Origin of the sequence: Heliorestis acidaminivorans, from assembly GCF_008933955.1 — a bacterium.
GTDB lineage: Bacteria > Bacillota > Desulfitobacteriia > Heliobacteriales > Heliobacteriaceae > Heliorestis > Heliorestis acidaminivorans.
The window spans coordinates 1-18,484 of record NZ_WBXO01000005.1 but is presented as its reverse complement, the minus strand read 5'-3'; the positions used below and the strand labels follow the sequence as shown (position 1 = coordinate 18,484).

22 protein-coding genes are annotated in these 18,484 nt (G+C 41.3%); 8 read left to right on the top strand and 14 right to left on the bottom strand.

The window, feature by feature from the left end; translation table 11 throughout:
- The 3 genes from sdhA to F9B85_RS07620 all read right to left on the bottom strand — a co-directional run bounded on the left by sdhA (position 1) and on the right by F9B85_RS07620 (position 3,397).
- The gene (gene sdhA, locus F9B85_RS07630; protein WP_151619806.1) at positions 1 to 1,752 is read right to left on the bottom strand and encodes a succinate dehydrogenase flavoprotein subunit; all 1,752 of its coding nucleotides are present in this window, start codon (positions 1,750 to 1,752) and stop codon (positions 1 to 3) included.
- Between the two features lie 21 nt (positions 1,753 to 1,773).
- Positions 1,774 to 2,385 (bottom strand): succinate dehydrogenase cytochrome b558 subunit, encoded by a 612-nt coding sequence (locus F9B85_RS07625; RefSeq protein ID WP_151619805.1) that lies wholly within the window; start codon positions 2,383 to 2,385, stop codon positions 1,774 to 1,776.
- A gap of 661 nt (positions 2,386 to 3,046) precedes the next feature.
- Positions 3,047 to 3,397, bottom strand: a complete 351-nt coding sequence (locus F9B85_RS07620; RefSeq protein WP_151619804.1) for a hypothetical protein — start codon at positions 3,395 to 3,397, stop codon at positions 3,047 to 3,049.
- A 299-nt stretch (positions 3,398 to 3,696) separates the two neighbouring features.
- Here F9B85_RS07620 and F9B85_RS07615 point away from each other — a divergent pair, with 299 nt between their 5' ends.
- The 3 genes from F9B85_RS07615 (at position 3,697) to F9B85_RS07605 (ending at position 5,976) form a co-directional block, all read left to right on the top strand.
- Positions 3,697 to 4,560, top strand: a complete 864-nt coding sequence (locus tag F9B85_RS07615) for an NAD(P)/FAD-dependent oxidoreductase (RefSeq protein ID WP_151619803.1) — start codon at positions 3,697 to 3,699, stop codon at positions 4,558 to 4,560.
- A gap of 103 nt (positions 4,561 to 4,663) precedes the next feature.
- Entirely contained in the window at positions 4,664 to 5,146 is a 483-nt protein-coding gene (locus F9B85_RS07610; RefSeq protein ID WP_151619802.1) for a ferritin-like domain-containing protein, read from the top strand.
- Between the two features lie 299 nt (positions 5,147 to 5,445).
- A complete protein-coding gene (locus tag F9B85_RS07605) occupies positions 5,446 to 5,976 on the top strand; it encodes a TlpA family protein disulfide reductase (protein ID WP_151619801.1) in 531 nt (176 codons plus the stop codon).
- A gap of 20 nt (positions 5,977 to 5,996) precedes the next feature.
- On the opposite strand, the gene F9B85_RS07600 is transcribed toward F9B85_RS07605, so the two are convergent.
- The 3 genes from F9B85_RS07600 to F9B85_RS07590 form a co-directional block, all read right to left on the bottom strand.
- A complete protein-coding gene (locus F9B85_RS07600) occupies positions 5,997 to 6,179 on the bottom strand; it encodes a hypothetical protein (protein ID WP_151619800.1) in 183 nt (60 codons plus the stop codon).
- Between the two features lie 77 nt (positions 6,180 to 6,256).
- The gene (locus F9B85_RS07595) at positions 6,257 to 6,520 is read right to left on the bottom strand and encodes a hypothetical protein (protein WP_151619799.1); all 264 of its coding nucleotides are present in this window, start codon (positions 6,518 to 6,520) and stop codon (positions 6,257 to 6,259) included.
- Between the two features lie 137 nt (positions 6,521 to 6,657).
- Positions 6,658 to 7,470 carry a nitroreductase family protein gene (locus F9B85_RS07590; RefSeq protein WP_151619798.1) on the bottom strand — a complete coding sequence of 271 codons (813 nt, stop codon included), beginning with the start codon at positions 7,468 to 7,470 and terminating at the stop codon, positions 6,658 to 6,660.
- A 142-nt stretch (positions 7,471 to 7,612) separates the two neighbouring features.
- Between F9B85_RS07590 and F9B85_RS07585 the strand changes: the two genes are divergently transcribed.
- The 3 genes from F9B85_RS07585 (at position 7,613) to F9B85_RS07575 (ending at position 10,377) form a co-directional block, all read left to right on the top strand.
- Positions 7,613 to 8,506 (top strand): S1C family serine protease, encoded by an 894-nt coding sequence (locus F9B85_RS07585; protein WP_151619797.1) that lies wholly within the window; start codon positions 7,613 to 7,615, stop codon positions 8,504 to 8,506.
- A 111-nt stretch (positions 8,507 to 8,617) separates the two neighbouring features.
- Entirely contained in the window at positions 8,618 to 8,797 is a 180-nt protein-coding gene (locus F9B85_RS07580) for an H-type small acid-soluble spore protein (RefSeq protein WP_151619796.1), read from the top strand.
- A 272-nt stretch (positions 8,798 to 9,069) separates the two neighbouring features.
- Positions 9,070 to 10,377 carry an MFS transporter gene (locus F9B85_RS07575; RefSeq protein WP_170270312.1) on the top strand — a complete coding sequence of 436 codons (1,308 nt, stop codon included), beginning with the start codon at positions 9,070 to 9,072 and terminating at the stop codon, positions 10,375 to 10,377.
- A gap of 6 nt (positions 10,378 to 10,383) precedes the next feature.
- Here F9B85_RS07575 and F9B85_RS07570 read toward each other — a convergent pair whose 3' ends face one another.
- The 5 genes from F9B85_RS07570 to F9B85_RS07550 form a co-directional block, all read right to left on the bottom strand.
- A complete protein-coding gene (locus tag F9B85_RS07570; RefSeq protein WP_151619794.1) occupies positions 10,384 to 10,929 on the bottom strand; it encodes a 2-oxoacid:acceptor oxidoreductase family protein in 546 nt (181 codons plus the stop codon).
- Between the two features lies 1 nt (position 10,930).
- Entirely contained in the window at positions 10,931 to 11,680 is a 750-nt protein-coding gene (locus F9B85_RS07565) for a thiamine pyrophosphate-dependent enzyme (protein ID WP_151619793.1), read from the bottom strand.
- Entirely contained in the window at positions 11,681 to 12,775 is a 1,095-nt protein-coding gene (locus tag F9B85_RS07560; RefSeq protein ID WP_151619792.1) for a 3-methyl-2-oxobutanoate dehydrogenase subunit VorB, read from the bottom strand.
- A 17-nt stretch (positions 12,776 to 12,792) separates the two neighbouring features.
- A complete protein-coding gene (locus tag F9B85_RS07555) occupies positions 12,793 to 12,999 on the bottom strand; it encodes a 4Fe-4S binding protein (RefSeq protein ID WP_151619791.1) in 207 nt (68 codons plus the stop codon).
- Between the two features lie 282 nt (positions 13,000 to 13,281).
- The gene (locus F9B85_RS07550) at positions 13,282 to 14,055 is read right to left on the bottom strand and encodes an MBL fold metallo-hydrolase (RefSeq protein WP_151619790.1); all 774 of its coding nucleotides are present in this window, start codon (positions 14,053 to 14,055) and stop codon (positions 13,282 to 13,284) included.
- A gap of 185 nt (positions 14,056 to 14,240) precedes the next feature.
- Between F9B85_RS07550 and F9B85_RS07545 the strand changes: the two genes are divergently transcribed.
- Together F9B85_RS07545 and F9B85_RS07540 are read left to right on the top strand one after the other, a co-directional pair.
- The gene (locus F9B85_RS07545) at positions 14,241 to 14,522 is read left to right on the top strand and encodes a LysR family transcriptional regulator (RefSeq protein ID WP_170270310.1); all 282 of its coding nucleotides are present in this window, start codon (positions 14,241 to 14,243) and stop codon (positions 14,520 to 14,522) included.
- Between the two features lie 82 nt (positions 14,523 to 14,604).
- Positions 14,605 to 15,429 carry a type III pantothenate kinase gene (locus F9B85_RS07540; protein ID WP_151619788.1) on the top strand — a complete coding sequence of 275 codons (825 nt, stop codon included), beginning with the start codon at positions 14,605 to 14,607 and terminating at the stop codon, positions 15,427 to 15,429.
- Here the strand turns inward: F9B85_RS07540 and F9B85_RS07535 are convergent.
- The 3 genes from F9B85_RS07535 to F9B85_RS07525 form a co-directional block, all read right to left on the bottom strand.
- Positions 15,426 to 16,223 carry a carbon-nitrogen family hydrolase gene (locus F9B85_RS07535; RefSeq protein WP_151619787.1) on the bottom strand — a complete coding sequence of 266 codons (798 nt, stop codon included), beginning with the start codon at positions 16,221 to 16,223 and terminating at the stop codon, positions 15,426 to 15,428. The genes F9B85_RS07540 and F9B85_RS07535 overlap by 4 nt on opposite strands.
- A gap of 241 nt (positions 16,224 to 16,464) precedes the next feature.
- Positions 16,465 to 17,475, bottom strand: a complete 1,011-nt coding sequence (locus tag F9B85_RS07530) for a MerR family transcriptional regulator (protein WP_151619786.1) — start codon at positions 17,473 to 17,475, stop codon at positions 16,465 to 16,467.
- A gap of 10 nt (positions 17,476 to 17,485) precedes the next feature.
- Positions 17,486 to 18,076: a LysM peptidoglycan-binding domain-containing protein gene (locus F9B85_RS07525; RefSeq protein ID WP_151619785.1), complete on the bottom strand. Its 591-nt coding sequence runs from the start codon at positions 18,074 to 18,076 to the stop codon at positions 17,486 to 17,488.
- Positions 18,077 to 18,484 lie beyond the last annotated feature (408 nt).

Here is an 18,484-nt window from a genome sequence, read left to right as displayed (position 1 = left end):
TCACTTCGCCTCCTTGTCCACGTCATAACGGCGGGGTCGTGGCTTGATTAGTGAGACGTCCACATCTTCATAGGAAATAATTGGGCCATCGGCACTCCAACGAGCCATCGTAGTTTTCATGAACTGCTCATCATCACGTTCTGGGAACTCAGGCTTATAGTGAGAGCCACGACTTTCATTACGAAGCAAAGCTCCAATTGTAATGGCGCGACCTAACTCTAGCATGTTCCAAAGATGACGCGTAAAGATAGCCGATTGATTGTCATGTCTTGCAGAATCTGGCAGACCAATCTTATGATATCTCTCCATAAGCTCTTGAATTTTTTCATCAGCTTTTTGGAGATTTTTGTTTATCCGAATAATCGTAACATACTCCGTCATTAATTCGCCTAACTCTTTATGCAATACATAGGGGTTCTCATTGCCCTGCATTTTGAAGATTTTATCCATTTTTGCTTGCTGTACTTTTACTTCGGCATCAAATACAGATTGAGGAATATCTTGAGCTGATTTTTTCAATCCTGAAGCGTACTTCAATACGGACGGACCTGAGACCATACCGCCGTAAATAGCAGACAGTAAGGAGTTAGCACCTAGACGGTTAGCACCATGGTACTGATATTCCGCTTCACCACTAGCAAAGAGACCAGGAATATTAGTCATACCATCATAGTCGGTCCAGAGACCGCCCATGGTGTAATGCATGCCAGGGAAGATCTTCATCGGTACTTTTCGTGGATCGTCACCAACGAACTTTTCATAAATCTCGATAATGCCGCCAAGCTTACGATCTAAGAGCTTAGAGTCGATGTGAGATAGATCGAGGTAGACCATAGGTTCTCCGTCAACACCAAGCTTGAGCTCGTAACAAACTTTATAGATAGCTCTTGTAGCTACGTCACGAGGAACAAGGTTACCATAGGCGGGGTACCATTCTTCTAAGAAGTACCAAGGCTTGCCGTCTTTATAAGTCCAAACTCGGCCACCCTCACCACGTGCTGACTCTGACATGAGACGTAACTTGTCGTCACCAGGAATAGCCGTGGGGTGAACCTGAATCATTTCACCGTTACTATAGTAGACACCTTGCTGGTAAGCTGAAGCTTGGGGAGAGCCTGTGTTAATAGTGGAGTTAGTGGATCGACCAAAAACCATACCAATGCCACCGGTAGCTAGAATAACAGCTTCGCCACGGAAAGCTTTGATCTCCATAGTAGTCATATTTTGAGCTGTAATACCACGACATTGCCCTTCTGAGTCGAGGACAGCAGATAGGTAATCCCAGCCTTCGTACTTAGTAACGCGACCTTCCACTTCCCAGCGACGGACTTGTTCATCTAATGCGTAAAGGAGCTGTTGGCCTGTCGTAGCGCCAGCAAAAGCGGTACGGTTATGCTTGGTACCACCAAAGCGACGGAAGTCAAGCAAACCTTCTGGCGTTCTATTAAACATAACGCCCATACGATCTAACATGTAGATAATGCCAGGTGCAGCATCACACATAGCTTTTACAGGTGGTTGATTCGCTAAAAAATCGCCACCATAAACTGTATCATCAAAATGTTCAGCTGGAGAGTCGCCTTCACCTTTTGTATTAACGGCACCGTTAATGCCACCTTGAGCACAGACGGAGTGAGAACGTTTTACAGAGACTAAGGAAAAGAGATCTACTTTTCCACCGGCTTCACAAATCTTGATTGTAGCCATTAAGCCTGCTAAGCCACCACCGACTACAATAAACTTCTTATCCATATCATCCCACCTCTTGCTTCTTTACTGCAGGAAAGAGATCAGGGATCCGATACCCGCTGCAGAGAGTAATGCGAAAAATCCCATACATAGTGCAAAGGATACTTTTTGTGCCTTAGGTCCAACTGTAACACCCCAAGCGACTAAAAAGCTCCAGATACCATTGGTAAAGTGAAAAGCGGCAGCAAGAAAACCGATCAGATAGGCCGCAAAAACTAAGGGATTAGAAAGCATCTCACCCATGGCCTGGAAGTAACTTTGTGAATAGTATAGATTAGCCGTTTTTAAGGTCCAGACGTGCCAAATAATAAAGACAAGAGTAATTATTGCTGTTATACGTTGCAAGTAAAACATCCAGTTTTTGAAATAACTGTATCGTAAAGTATTGTTTTTCGCACCGTAGACAATCCAGAGACCATAAAGAGCATGAAAAGCAATAGGAAGGAAAATTAAGCCGACCTCTAAGAAAATCTTAAAGGGAAGATTATGCAAAAAAGAAACAAAGGCCATCCACATATCTTCGCCTAAAATGGCCATAGAGTTAGTGATAGTATGCTCTAGAAAAAAGAATCCAATAGGAATGATGCCAAGCAGGGAATGCACTTTCCGAATGGCAAAATGATTATTAGTCCCCATGACGTTTCCCCTTTCCACCCCGTTATTATCAAATTCCATGTTCCGCTTATTACTTACTGGGTCTAGAAAGCTTTGATTCTATGAAAGCCTTGGGAGGCAATTAACCCTGAATTGTAACTTTTTTCGCAAACCTCCTTCTAAATATGAGCTCTTTTGATAAAATGCAAGCATTTATAAATAGAAGAATCGTTGATAAGTGTAGCATGTGTCAACAATTGCAGTCAACACTATTTGGTTGGATTAGTATACCAGTTATATTTGAGAAGTATCTAATTGCTACTTCTATCAGTATTTTTATATAATATACACTTTTGTCTCTATATATCAACATTTGTGAATGTATATATAATCTCTAGTGTATCTTCTTAGCCAATTTCGACTTCTTTTTGTATCATTTATTAGACACATATCAACAATTAGACAATATCAACGATCTCCTTTTCTCTAAAAATTGTGCGTAACTCCTTCCACCTGGGACTGTGTCCGCTGTTTACCGCCTTTGATTCACGAATAAGGAAGAAGTTCTCTAATTATACTACCTTATGTTAAATTCTGTACTAATTCTGGTCATAAGTAAGGCCCCCATCGTTGATCAACGATGGGGGCTCATATTGTTAGATTCACAAGGCACTTAACATGGTCAAAGCATTCTTAGGAATTCTTAGGCTTCCTCAAGATCGCCAAGCATATCATTGATGTTAGCCGAATTTATCTTACCGCTTCTTCCCATGTAAAATACTCTTGTTGGTTGACTTTCACTCTTTGGAGGAACATACCAGACCTTGCCTGACTTCCCTTTCGCTCTTTTGTAAGTCTCAGCCATCCGACGTTCCGCTTCGTAAATTTTCTGACTACTCCGTTGATACATGGCCGCCCTGACCACAGAAAGGCGAATCTGACTTTCCATGTCGCCGGATGTCCGGCACTTAGATTCAAGACGTATTGCTTCTACTTCTAGCTCTTCTAAAGACATACTCAGCAATTCCATTGCCATATCTTCTCTTGAAGTCATGGACCCACCCTCCTTTACAGAGAATACTAAATTTTAAGAATATTATAACTACCTTGAGAGACATCGTCAATGCTTAAACAAAGATTGTTGTAAATTCTTTCTAGTGATTTGTTTCACTTTGTTTTAGATATTTTGGTCTGATGATTTCTTAACTTTTTTGTTATGATCAGTATAGTATTTCCTGCTTGATTCGGTTACCCTACACTTGACGAGTAGCTTTTTTTGAAAGATTATTTAATTTGAAAGATTATTTAAGCAGAATGTAGCTTCTAAAGTTACGTAAGCAAGGAGGAACGAAAATGGAAAGACTAGATAGTATAGTTGTTGGCTGTGGACCTGCTGGTTTGTCAGCCGCTTTGAACTTACAGATCCGTAAGAAATCTTTTTTAGTTTTAGGATCAAAAGTATGTAGCCCTTGGCTAGAAAAGGCTGAGCGGGTTGATAATTACCTAGGCTTTTACGGCATAAGTGGTCGAGAATTGCGCGATCACTTTCTCGATCATGCTGAGAAGATGGGCATAACTATCCATAGTGAAAAAGTTTCATCTATTTATCATATGGGTGATTTCTTCCTCGTTAAAAGCGGTCAAAAAGAATACGAGAGCAAAACAGTCATTATCACTACAGGCGTTCATATTGAAAAGCAACTTGAAGGAGAGAGTGACTACTTAGGGCGAGGCGTATCTTATTGCGCCACCTGTGATGGACCTCTTTTTCGTAACCGCAAGGTAGCTCTTTTAGATTACACAGAAGGTGAAGGCTGGGAAGAAGCTGCTTTTCTTTCTGAAGTGGTTGATAAGCTTTACTACTTCCCATTAAAAGATAAAAAAGAGCGGAACGCTCTAGCTAACATGGAGATCGAGGAAGGAAAACCAGTAGCGCTAAAAGGCAATGGCGATCTTGTACAAGCTCTTGTGTTAGATCAAAGAGAAATTCCTGTAGAAGGTGTCTTTATTATCCGTGAAACACAAAGGGCAGACGTACTTTTGCCTGGTCTAGAAACAAAAAACGGAGCTATTTTAGTTAATGAAATGATGGAGACTAATATTGCTGGTGCCTATGGAGCCGGTGATTGTACTGGCAAGCCCTATCAGATTTCTAAAGCAGTTGGACAAGGCTCTGTTGCAGGTCTTTCTGCTGTATCTTTTCTAGAAAAAAGATAGACTTATTATTGACTCTTTATAGGCTCTTTATTGACTCTTTTTACTGGACTGCTTTTTGTGTTTTGTGATAACATGTTCATGGTCAGGAAAAGGAGTGGGGAAAATGTTATTTAAGTCTGCTGAAGTTGTTGAGTTTGCTATTGCCATTGAACGGAACGGAGAAGCCTTTTACAAAGCTCTGCTCGATAAGGTAATAAGCGAGCAAGCACGACCTGTTCTACAATATCTTGCAAAAGCAGAAGGCCAACATATTGAAGATTTTCAGAATCTACGAGATCGTCTTGGTGATTACCAGACTCCTCAGCAATATGATGGTGAATATGAAGCTTATATGAAGTTTTTAATTGAAGATAATGTTTTTGGTAAAGCAGAAGAAATCGAGAAATTGCTTGCTAAGATTCAGAGTGATCAAGATGCTATTGATTTGGCCCTTCGCTTTGAGAAAGAATCTATTCTCTTTTTCAACGAACTACTTCGCTTGGTTTCCGATACTGACAAAGAACCTGTACGTGAATTGATTCGGCAGGAACAAGAACACATTCTCGATCTTGCCAAGTTACGTTCCGCTCTCAACGTTAAAGAATAGCTCTTTTGAATGAAAAATGTATGCTAACAGCTTACTTCTGTAATTCTTTGCTTCTGTAATTCATATGTTTTTTTGTTAAGAAGAAGACCTTGTGCACTTTACCCGCACAAGGTCTTCTTCTTCTTAGTTCATTCTTGATTTAGATTTTTTGATTTGGGGAAGCTAGTTATCAGAGTAAATATACAATAAAGCTACTGGAAACTCTTCACATTCACGAAGGCTTGCTTTTCAATGCAAAAGCAAGTACTATTAAAACGAAAACACGCAATACCCTCGGGGGTATTTCTAGGAGGAAAAAGATGAAAAAAGCTTACCGTTACCTGCTTCCCTTTCTACTACTCGCCCTAGCTCTGTTCTTGGGAGGTTGCGGTGCTGATGAAGAGCGCGGTACAACTACAACTTCCTTTGGCTTAAGAGGACAGGTAGCTCCTGACTTTACACTTAAATCATTAGATGGAGAGACTCTATCTTTAGCAGATGTAAAAGGAAAGCCTATCGTGCTCAACTTCTGGGCAACTACCTGCCCCTACTGCTTAACAGAGAAGCCTCATATGAATCAATTTTATGCAGAAAACAAAGATGACGTTGTTATCATCGGTGTTAATCTTACTTTTCAAGATGATCTAAGAGATGTCAATAAGTTTCTTGAACTAGCTAAGATCACTTTCCCCATCGTACTCGATGAAAGTGGAGACGTTACCCTGGCCTATCACGTAGGAGGCTTACCAACAACCTATTTTATCGATAAAAACGGTGTTATCCAAAATGTTAAAATGGGTGCTATTTCCAGCAAAAGTGAATTAGAAGCCTTTGTAGCACCTTTGCGTTAAGAGCAAACTTTTGAACAGATTTATTTTTTGAAGGTATCAAACTTTTTGGGAATTTCGTTCACCTTAACGTTGCGCATCGATTGTTCTATCTTGTGAATCATTGCTTCGATGCTCTCTTTTTTCTCTTTTCCTTGGAAAAGCTTAATACGTTCTTTTTTTAGAATTGCTAGTAGCAATTCTTTTTCTTTTTCTGTTAGAAGCAAGAGCAATCCCTCCCCCTGATCGACCTATTGAGAGACTTCTTTGCTAAGGTCTGCTTGTCAACTATATGTAATAGTTTTCAATGAATAATTCTATTAGGTTCTATATATTCTGATTTCGAGAATACTTCTGCTTCTTCATTCAGTTGGGCAATTTCATCTTGTAAGCGATCGACCCATTCCTGAATTTTTTCTACTTCCTCTTCACTTAAATCATTAGTTGAGGCATAGACAGCAAGAGCTCTCATTTCTTTTAATTTTTCCTCAATTTGCCCAAGTAACTCTAAACGGTACTTGATTACTTCTAGTTGTTCCCGCAAGATTCTTTCTTTTTCATCTACCATATGTGTTCATCCTTTTCTTCTGTTCCAGCTAATTATACTGAATTCGCAACATCCTGTCGACGGACTCTCCTGTACCTACCATTGCATTAGCCCTCTTTACAACTCTATAATAGAAAAAGATAAGCCAAATTAAGAGCTTAACTTGGCTTAACAGACCATTTTGCTACATCGGGATCTTCGAGAAAATGCCATTGTCCTTCTTGACCATGATGACGAAGGGCTAGCTCAAAATGTAGCATAGCAATACCACAGTCAAGTCTTTTGGAGATATTAGAGACACCTTGTAGAGCATCAGTAGAGATAACAAAGTCGTCACCTTCTCTTCTTACCTTCCAAGGTTGACGGTTAACAGCAGAAGGAGCCCATTGCAGAGCCTCTAGCCCTTGCTGAGCCGCTGTAGGCCACTTTTTATAATCAGATCCAGAGGTTATTTCTTTTAGGCTCTTTCTCTTTTTTGAATTGACGAGAAAAGACATAGCCTTTTCTTCGAAATTGAGCCCTTTATCGGTATAGCCTAGGGGAGTAACAGCGAAGATTTTCTCCTCTTCTTGCAAGTTTATTTGATCTTTTACCATTGCAGGACAGAAAAAGCCTGCTACCCAACAAGTCGACAAACCAGCCGCAGTGGCTTCTAAAATAATGCCTTCTCCCAAGTAGCCAATCTTGGCATCATTATCGGGCAGATCTATTTTGCTTGCAAAAGCTAGATAAGCTGGTGCACCTTTTACTTTACCATAAGAACCTGCTACGCCTGTAAAAACATCGTCAGGCGGTCCATTGACGAAGACAGCCCGAAGACCTTCAAAAGGTTGAAAAGTCTCACAAACTTCTTCCATCAAAGCAATATCCTTTTTATCTAAGGCTTTTCCGTTAAAGTTACGCCTAGATTTGCGAATTTTTATAGCTTCATAGCAACGGGAAACCATCTTTTCTGGTAAAGGACCAATCATATCTTTCCCTCCTCTTTTGATTTCCGCGGGAAATCCCTTTGTTAAACAGGGAGTAGATATTTATAGCATACGAGAATATGCTTGGATATTCAATCAAATCTGGTTATAAGTAGGGCTCTTTGTAAGGGAGTTGTCATGAAATTTGGTAGAAGAAAAAAACTCAGAAGTGCCCGAGAAAAAAAAGCGCCTGCCTGCAGTAATTAGAGAAGAAAAGGCAGAAAACAAAGCCTATTGGGATGTTCCCGTACCACCGGAGATGGAAAAACAACTGGAAATGGATCTTTTTCAAGAGCTTAACGAACGTTATGAAGAAGACGATGAAGTTAATGATTTGCGCAAACAGAAAGAGCAATCAGCTCGTTTTGTGCGCACCGTGGGCTTGGCTACAGGTTTAATCTTTTTATTTTTAGTCTTATTAGGCAGTACTTATGGATTGAGACTACCACCGCTAGACTTTTTAACACGCTCCCAAGAGCTAGCCCAGGATACGGAAATTCAGGCTCTACAGCAAGCTGTCGTCCATGTAGAAGCTCTAGGACGTAGAGGTACAGGTTTTAACATTTCCTCAGATGGACTTATTGTGACTAATCATCATGTTATCGCCGATGCCCGAGTTATTTATGTCAATTTTTCCCGTGGTGGACAAGTCTACCGAGTACAAGAGCAGAAGTCTTTCCCTGAAATTGATCTGGCCCTGTTAAAAATAGAAGGCGCCAACCTACCAGCTTTGCCCGTTGATGAGAGAGCACAAGTTCATGTAGGAGAACAGTTATTGATCATAGGAAATCCTCTTGGTTTCTCCAAAGTCGTCAAAGAAGGAGAATACGTAGGACTTACCAGACTACGCAACTGGAATGAACCTGTATGGATGATCGAAAGCACCATATATCAAGGCTCTAGTGGTAGCCCTGTCCTCAACGAAGCAGGTGAAGTTGTCGCTGTCATCTTTGCTACCTTACGTCAAGAAAGCGATGACGATTCCATAATTGGCCTTGCTGTACCTGTTAACTATCTACAGCAGACTTTAAGACCTTAATACTCTTAGTACTATTGTTATCACAGAACAGGCAATTTTATCCATGCATGCTTTTTACCTTTTTTCCTATGCTACCTACAAAGGTATGTGAAAAAAGGAGGTGCTCTTGCTGTGGAAGCGCAGAGAGCCGAAGAAATCCTACAATCGCCCGATACAATCGAAGTACAATATCAGCAAAGCTCTGTCTGGATAGAAGAAGTAAATCGCCAGAAAGAAACGGCACAAGTGAAGTTACTAGAAGAAGGTAAGCGCATAGAAGTCCCTGTAGCTACTTTGGAAGAAAAGGCCTAGAAGAGGTCTCTGGGGAAACTGCAGATATACCGAAGAGAGCTTATTTCTCACTAAGGAGAAATAAGCTCTCTTTGTTATTCTTATGATTCTGCACTACTTTTTTCTTGGCCTTTTCTCTAACCTTTATAAGCCTTATAAGCCTCATTGTGCAAAGCTACATGAACTACAAAGGGATAGCAAGGTTTTTTTCTCCAGAATGGGACTTAAAATCTCGGGGAACTTAACTACATAAGACGATTGTGACATAATTTATGTTAGGGGGATCTCTATCCTTGCAATGGCGTGACAAGTTAGATAAACGAAACTTTATTTTTCTTACAGCTAACGGTGCTCTCTACTTTTCGGCACTCGCTTTTTTTGATGCCAACGTATTGATTCCCCTCTTTTTGAATGGACTTACAGATTCACCACTTCTCGTAGGCTTAGCGGCCGCTATTAGATCGATTGGCTTTTTCCTGCCTCAGATTCTAATCGCCGGTTGGGTTGCAGGAGCGCAAAATCTTAACCTTTTTCAATCACGTTTACATCTTTTTACCCGTTCTTTGCTCATCTTGCCCGTCTTAGCTATCTGGTTTGGATTATCACCTACTGTGATTGTGGTAACCTTTTTTGTAACTTTCACCGTCTTTGCTTTTGGTGAAGGAATGGGGCAAGTATCTTGGATGGATATTTATAGCCGCACCATTGATGAATCCCATCGTGGAAAACTACTAGGTACTATGCAAGCTCTAGGTGGACTGGGAGCACTTGGTGGAGCTTTTGTCGTTCAAAGAGTTCTTTCTTCCCCTGACTTTGCCTTTCCTTATAACTTTGCCTTACTTTTCTTTCTCGCCTTGTTCTTACTCTGGGCTTCTATTTTTGCCATTCGTATGACCCAAGATCCACCTAAGAAAGATGCAAAAGAAAGAAAAGTTTCAGCACGCTATGTAGTTACCCATGTACCAAAATACCTGCAAGATCATCCATCTTTTAGCAAAATGCTGATCGTGCAGGTACTTATGGGCTTCAATATTATTGGTTTTCCTTTTTATATCCTTTATGTGCAACAAACAGGCTCTTTACCTGCCTGGCTCATCGGCTTTATTGTCATGTTTCAAATTATTGGCCAAGTTATTGGCGGCTTGCTCTGGGGTTACTTAAGCGATAAAGCGGGCAACAAAAGAACAATTATGGCTACACTTGCTACGAATATCATAGTACCCTTACTCATACTCCTCTCAGGACAAGTAACAGGGTTAATATCCATCATTGTTACCCTTTTAGGCTTTATGACGCTAGGGATGGTTCTTGGCGGCTGGCTCGGCTTTGTTAATTATCTTATGGAGACAACGGCAGAAGAAAAAAGGCCTATCTACGTAAGTATCTCCAACCTTTTCGCCACCCCAGTTGCGCTATTGCCTCTTGTAGCTGGCGCTTTTCTCAAGGTTATACCTATGCCTTGGCTCTTTATTAGTATTGCAATAATTCAGGTCCTAGCTTTGTTCCTTGCTTTTCGCTTGCCCGATCCAAGGGATGAAAAGAAGCAAGGCCTGCCATTTCTCTTCAGACAACCAGCGCCTGCTCGGCGAACGAAGGAGTGATTTTCCTTACGACAGAGAAAGTACTTGCTCCATTCCTTTTTCCAGAGCTTGCTGATTCATAGGAATAAGCTTATGGCGATGCGGTGGCAAGACTTTTCTCAAAGATTCTAGAATCGATTCCATAGAGATAATACCAGTCAAGCCGATAAGACTGCCTAAGATAACCATATTGGCTACTTTAGAGTCTCCGATCTCATTGGCCAAGTCATTTGCCTTTAATCCGATCTGACGAATATCTGTGCGGTCACTTTGACCATTGACGAGAGAAGAATTGATCATCAAAAGACCACCAGGTACAACTTTGGGAGCAAACTTTTCTAATGATGGTTGGTTAAGTACGATAGCTACGGTAGGCTCATAAACGATAGGTGAAGCGATAGGCTTATCAGCAATAGTAATACTACAGTTTGCTGTGCCGCCGCGCATCTCTGGTCCATAAGAAGGAATCCAAGCTACTTCTTTGCCTTCCATCATGCCAGCATAAGTCATAAGTTGGCCTGTTAACATAACGCCTTGACCGCCAAAGCCAGCGAGGATAATGCGATGTTCCATCTTATTGCCCTCCTTCTGGCATGCGGAAGTCTTTAATGGGGTAGTAAGCACTCATAGTTTCCTCTATCCACTGAAGAGCTTGCAAAGGATTCATACGCCAGTTCGTGGGGCAAGATGATAAAACTTCAACGAAGCTAAAACCACGACCTTCCAGCTGACATTGGAAGGCTTTTTTGATCATTTTTTTGGCGCGCATAATATTAGCTGGATTATGAACAGATACTCTGCTGATTAAAGCAGGTTTTTGCAAAGTATTCAACATTTCGCAGACTTGAATAGGAGCTCCTTCTACTTCTTCTAAACGCCCAATTGGAGCTGTCGTTGTCGTTTGTCCCACTAGAGTAGTCGGTGCTGTTTGTCCACCTGTCATGCCGAAGATAGCATTATTAACGAAGATGACCGTAATGTTTTCACCTCGAGCGGCGGCATGGATGATTTCGGAAGTCCCAATAGCGGCCAAATCGCCATCACCCTGATAAGTAAAAACGAATCGATCCGGTAAAGCTCTTTTGACACCTGTTGCAACAGCTGGCGCTCTACCGTGAGAAGCCTGGATCATATCTGTATCAAGATAATCATAGACGAAAACACCACAGCCTACAGGGCCAACACCAATAGTTTTTTCTGTCAGATCAAGTTCATCTAAAGCTTCACCCATCAAGCCATGAATCAAGCCATGATGACAACCGGGACAGTAGTGAAAAGGCATGTCCACTACACTCTGCGGTCTACTGTATACTTTTCTAGTCATTTAGGCCGCACCTCCTTCGGTGCTTTCTGATCTAGCCTCTTGTAAAGCTCTGATTGCTACAATTTTTTCTAAGATCTCTTTCGGATCAGGAACAACGCCACCACAACGGCCATAGAAATGGACAGGACTACGACCTTCTACAGCGAGGCGCACATCTTCCACCATTTGGCCTGTGCTTAACTCCACAGCAAGGAAGGCAGTACCCTTCTCTGCCTGAGCCCTAATTGGCTGATCTGGGAAAGGGAAAAGAGTGATCGGTCGAATCAGACCAGCTTTGATCCCTTGCTCTCTAGCCATATTGACAGCGGCCATGGAAAGACGAGCCGCTGAACCATAAGCAACTACAATAACCTCGGCATCTTCCGTAAGGTAAGACTCCCAACGAGTCTCTTTTTCCTTCATCAGATCATATTTGCGCTGAAGCTTAAAATTGTGTTGTTCTAGCTCTTCAGGATTTAAGAAGAGTGATGAGACAAGATTGTTTTTGCCTCTTTTACCACGACCTGTAGTAGCCCATGGTTTATCTACTGTTATAGTCGCTTTTTCAGGCAATACAACTGGTTCCATCATCTGACCTAAGATGCCATCACCTAGAATCATAACTGGGGTTCTATATTCATCAGCTTTCTCAAAAGCTAAGAGTGTTAAGTCGGCCAGTTCCTGAACTGAATTAGGAGCTAAGACGAACATACGATAGTCACCGTGGCCACCACCGCGCGTGGACTGGAAGTAATCGCTCTGGGAAGGCAAGATGCCTCCCAAACCAGGGCCACATCTTACAATATTAACGATCACGGCAGGAAGCTCTGCACCAGCTATGTAAGAAATACCTTCTTGCTTTAAGCTAATTCCAGGGCTAGATGAAGAAGTCATAGCCCGAACACCAGCTGAAGAAGCGCCAAAAACCATATTAATCGCGCCAATTTCACTTTCACATTGCAAAAAAGTACCGCCAGCCTCAGGCAGATGGCGGGCCATATACTCAATTAATTCATTCTGAGGTGTAATAGGGTAGCCAAAAAAGCAACGACAACCAGCAAGTATGGCCGCTTCAGCAATAGCTTCATTCCCTTTCATGAGCACCTTTTCTGACAAAAGATTCACCTACTTTTTTATTTTTCCACTTCTATGACTAAGTCAGGGCACATGCGAGCACAAAAAGCACAACCCTTACATTTTTCCATATCCGTAACGACAGCTGGATGGAATCCTTTGTTGTTAAAACGGCTTTTGTCTAAAGTGACAATATTAACAGGACAATAAGTTGTACAAAGAGCACAGCCTTTACAACGTTCTTCACGAAAGGTTACGAAGGCCACTATATTGCACCTCCCCTGAGTTAATCGTTTCGCCAACTAAATAGTACCAGATTCTTAGTCTTCCTTCCAAGGTTTTGTCTAAAGTAATTCTAGTTTTTGCTTAACCTTTGACTATAAAGCTAGACAACCATGTCTAATATTTTCAAGCTATAATAAAAAAAAGCTTGTCACACTAGCCTGTTAATCAGGCTGGTTCGACAAGCTTATGAGCACTATGAAGCTTTACGAGGACAAAAATTTAACTAGCACAGTAGCTATTAGAAATAGCTTCTATAAAAGAACTTAAGAAATTCGTAAGCTCATGCCATCTTCAGCAATTAAAAACTTCGGCTGTTTCAGATCGTACTTCTCCATCAGAGTCGAGTAATTTTCCCCTTCCGTAAGATGCACTAGTACAACTTGCTCTGGTTCTGTTTTCTTCATCAACCTAACAACATCGTGCATAGAAGAGTGTTGTCCTAGAGCTTGCTCTGCACCGTTACATTCATGTATTAGACAGGTAGCCTTATGAGCTAAGGTCTCTAACATAGGATTGTAGACAGTGTCTGCTGAGTAAACAACATTGACAGTTCTATCTCTTATCTTCTCATAAAAAATCATTCCCATGGTAGGAATGCCATGTAAAGCAGGAAAAGTTGTGATTCGTAATCCTCCATCAGTCAAGACCTCTGTTTCTCGCTCTAAGGGCTGGTCTTGAATGATAATTTCAAACATATTAGGCTTAGAAGGCAAATGAAATAAATCGAGCAGACCTTGAATAGTTTTTTCTGCGCCAGAAGGACAGTAGATAGGAAGCGGACTCTTCCTACCAGCAAGCCAAAGGCTCTGAATTAAGGCAGGTAAGCCATAGGTATGATCAGCATGACCATGAGTAATCAAAAGGGCTTTCAGATCTTCAGGCCCAACACCTGCTCTGACCAATTTAGCCCACGGAGAACCACCACAGTCAACTAGATAAGCGCTATTCTTAGGCAAGTGCTGTACCAGAAAAAAAGTATTTTCCCGATTAGGATAGCTAAGCCCATTGCCAGTCCCGAAAAAGGTGATCCGAAACATACCAATGACCCCTTTCCGCACGTAACGATACTTTAATGTTACACTTAATTTCGAGAACTATACAAAAAAATCCTGCTTCTACCATGACAGGGCTTACAGTCGCTCCTTATTTTGACGGCTTGTATTTGAACATGTTCTCATTTACACTAGTAGGGTAAATTTATAAAATGAAGTGGGGTGGGTCAATGAACTTTAACCAACTTGAAGTATTTTGTCTCGTAGCACAAGTAAAAAGCTTTTCCAAAGCAGCTAAATTGGCACATCTTACACAACCAGCCATAAGTTCGCAGATTCAGTCCCTCGAATCAAACTTAAATGTAACCCTCTTTACTCGTACGAATACGGGTGTCCACCTCACCGAAGCAGGAAAGGTTGCTCACCATTATATAAAAAAAATGTTACAGCTCCAAGAGGAGCTTGGAAAAGATTTAACACTGCTTAAAGAAGGAAAGTTGGCCAACCAGTAATTTCTCTTTTTTGGGGAGGATATTTTCTTTTTCAAGTGAATAATAAGGATATCCTTATTGGAATGCTTGGAGGAATTATAGGGTGCTTCTTGTACTAGATATTGGTAACACCAACATAGTATCAGCTCTTTTTGATGAGCAGAACAAGGTCTCCGTTAGCTGGCGTTTACAAACAGACCGTCATAAAACCAAAGATGAATATACCATTTTGATGCTAGAAGCCATGGAAAACCATGCTATTGAAGCTACTCAAATCGATGGTGTAATTATCTCATCTGTCGTACCACCTCTAAATCCCCTTTTCACCGAACTGTTTCAAGAGCAATGGGGAATTCTACCTCTTGTCGTTCAAAAGGGAATCAAAACAGGTATTAACTTACGTATCGATGACCCCAAAGGTTTAGGTGCTGACCGCATTGTCAACGCTGTAGCGGCCTTACATATCTACGGTGGCCCTATTATCACTGTTGACCTAGGAACAGCTACTACCATATGTGCTATCAATGACAAAGGCGATTTTCTCGGCGGCGTTATCTGTCCTGGCATAGGCATCTCTGTGGAAGCTCTAGTCGACCAAGCTTCACAGCTACCTCGATTTGATATTAAGCGCCCAGATCAAGCCATTGGTAAAAATACAACTGCAAGCATGCAAGCCGGTATATACTATGGCTATCGCGGTCTGGTAGATAGGCTAGTGAAACGTTTCAAGTCAGAAATGTGGGAAGAAGGTCAAGAAGTAAAAGTGGTCGCTACTGGTGGTTTTGCTTCTTTGATTGGACAAGACTGTTCAGAAGTTAATTACATTCATCCAAGTCTTACCCTCGAAGGTCTACGAATTCTTTATGAAAGAAACAGTAAAGTTAACGAGAAAGTCAACGAAGCAGTAAGGTCAAAGAAAGCAAACTAATAAAGCTCTACCCTGCGATCGGCAAAAATGGGGATTTTTTTTCGCACTTCAACTGCCTTATTCGGGTCAATATCAACCCAAAGCCAGCCTTCGTCTTCTCCTTTTTGCGCTACAATCTCTCCCCAAGGATCAATGACCATAGAGTGACCAGCGAAAATAGTGCCATCATCGTCAGCACCATTGCGATTGCAGGCAATGACATAAGCTTGGTTTTCTATGGCTCTAGCTTGCAAAAGTGTGCGCCAGTGAGCCACTCTTACTTGGGGCCATTGAGCAACAACAAAAAGCATCTGTCCCTGATTAGCTAGGATGGTTTGGCGTACCCATTCGGGAAAGCGAAGATCATAACAAATAATAGCACCGCAAGGCCACTCCTTAATGTAGAAATTCCCCTTTTCTTGGCCTGCTACCATATAACGATCTTCTTGCATCAGACGAAATAGATGAACTTTATCATAAGTAAGTATCTTCTCACCTTGGGGATTGACTACATACATAGTATTAGTAAAACCCTTGGTGTTACTTTTTCTAAGGGCTGTAGAGCCGCCTACAATGTAGGCGCCTGTCTCTAGAGCCCATTTTTTTAGCTTTTGGGCAGTCCTTTCACCATTTAGCTCTTCTAAATCCTTATGGAGATGAAGATTTTCTAAATCGTAGCCTCTAGTCCACATTTCAGGTAAAACTATAACATCTGGAGCCATCTCCCCTGCTTCTTTCATATAAGCATCTATAATAGTTTCGTTTTTTTCCAACTCTCCTCGACAGACTGAAAACTGCAAAAGACCTATTTTCATGACAAAGTCCCGACACCTTTCTTTAATTTTTATTGAAATTGAAACATTCTTATTGGTTTTATTCACAATATCCACATAGTTATTAACAGATTTTTCCGTCACATCTTGTATTTTCTTGTCGTTTTTGCCTAGTTACACTATTATTCTCTTTTAACCGACATCTTTCATGTTTCCTTTTATTTCTTATACCCTATAATACTTCACTATAATACTTCTTAGACGGCAAGAGCCGGAATCCTTTTTATGTGGATTCCGGCTCTTGATCATCATCATCAAAAGTACTTACCATTTTGGCACCGTGACCAACAGAATCGCTTTGCGACGAGTAACTGCGACTATTAGCAAGGCTCATTTTTACTTTACTTTGACACTGAGACCACCGTTGCTGTCCTAAGAGATGATGTCGATTGAAGTCATTTCGCACCTTTTCCCACTGTCGATATAGCATAGCCGCAGTTTCCTGAAAAGTTTGCCCCCGCTCAAATTCCATGCTCTTACTAGACTTTTTAGCTTTACGCTGTAAGCTATCTACAACTCTATTGATGGTACGTTCCATTCTTTTATAGTGGTCTAATAAAGTATTGTTTTCTCTCTTCATCCAGAGATATAAAGCTTGGAAAAGATCTTTTTGATGTCGTTTTGATTCAACAAAAGAGTCCATAGTTGATGCACTTTTGACTTGAGACATATTAAGAGCTAGATAAGGATCGGCCGGAGCCATAAGACCAGCATTAGTCTCTAGCATAGGCCCTAATTGAGCCATAAAGATTTGCCATCTTTTCTCATGGTTCATCAACCATTGCTGATAGTCTTGCTTGGGCTTTTCCCAGCGGTTATATATTTCCATCATCGCTTCCTGATAGACCTGAGCTTTGGCTCTTTCTCCAGATGTTAAACAGCGCTCCCAACCTTCTTTGTATTGTTCTAAAACATCTAGCAGACAATCGTCAATGTTCTGATATTGTGTTGTCAGCATTTTATATTCTTCTTGCATCCATTCATAAAGGTTTTCAAAAATAATTGCTTCTTCTTCAATCTGCATCTTCAGTTGCTCTAAAGCCATCGCTGTTTTGGTCTGTTGTTGATCAATAAATTTATGAAATTCTTTTTCTCGAATTCTATAGTCTCCAGAACCATCAAAATCAACGACAGGCAAATTACCAGAAATAATCCAACTTAAAACTTTCTCTTCTGTCACATTTAGCTCTTCAGCTACGTTATGAGGTTTTAACCATTTTTCTTTTTTTGTCACAGCAACCGCATCATTTCAAGCTTTCTCTAGGCACCATCAATGTTTGACCTGTCTCGATTGTACCTTCTGCATCTAGCTGGTTGAGCTGACGTATAGCGTCTTCTGTTACTTTATTTCTTCGGGCTATCTTAGTTAAGTTGTCGCCTGGCAAAACGAGTACAATCTTCCACTTCGATTGGCCACGTTGACTCCGTTGTGAAGACCCTGATCGGTTTGATGAAGCTGAAGAGCTTTTTCTGGAGCTTGTGCTTGCTTGTGTAACTACCTCTTCTTTCGGTACAGCCGCAGTTATTCGACGAATAGTCCGTTGATTTCTACTACTTCTTTCTGCTGAAGTTCCTTTTACAAGATTGCTCATGCTTATTTCTTTAGATGCTTCTTCTTTCTCAAGTGCAGATGTTGTAGGTGGAGCGGCTAAAGGGCGGCCAAAAGCTCTTGGTCTGTTAGCTTGCTCTCTACTACGACTGCGTCCTGTGCGCTGGCTCTTACTAGAACCAATTAAGTTTAAGGAAGGCCCTTTTGCTTCATCTGCATCTGACTCTTTTTCTTCTTTTACTTCCTCTGATACGACTTCTGATGCTTCTGATGCTTCTGCTACCACATCAGCAATCTCTTCTGCTTTTTCTTTAACTTCCTCTATCTTTGCTACTTCTTCCGCATCAGTCTTAATATCTACTGACTCTACTGCTTCAGCAGATTCGTCTCTTACTGCTACTTCTTCAGCCTCTACTTCTTTTTCTTCGGCTTTAATAGTTTCTCTCTCTACTGCTTCTTGCTCAACAGCTTCTTGCTCTACTGCTTCTTCCTCTACTGCTTCTTGCTCTACAGCTTCTGACTCTACTGCTTCTGGCTCTACTGCTTCTTGCTCTACTGCTTCTTGCTCTACTGCTTCTTGCTCTACTGCTTCTTGCTCTACTGCTTAGGCCTCTACTGCTTATTGCTCTATATCTTAGTTCTCGATATCTTTTATCTATAATTCTTTGGGGTCGTGGTCGGGGGGGTGGGGGTG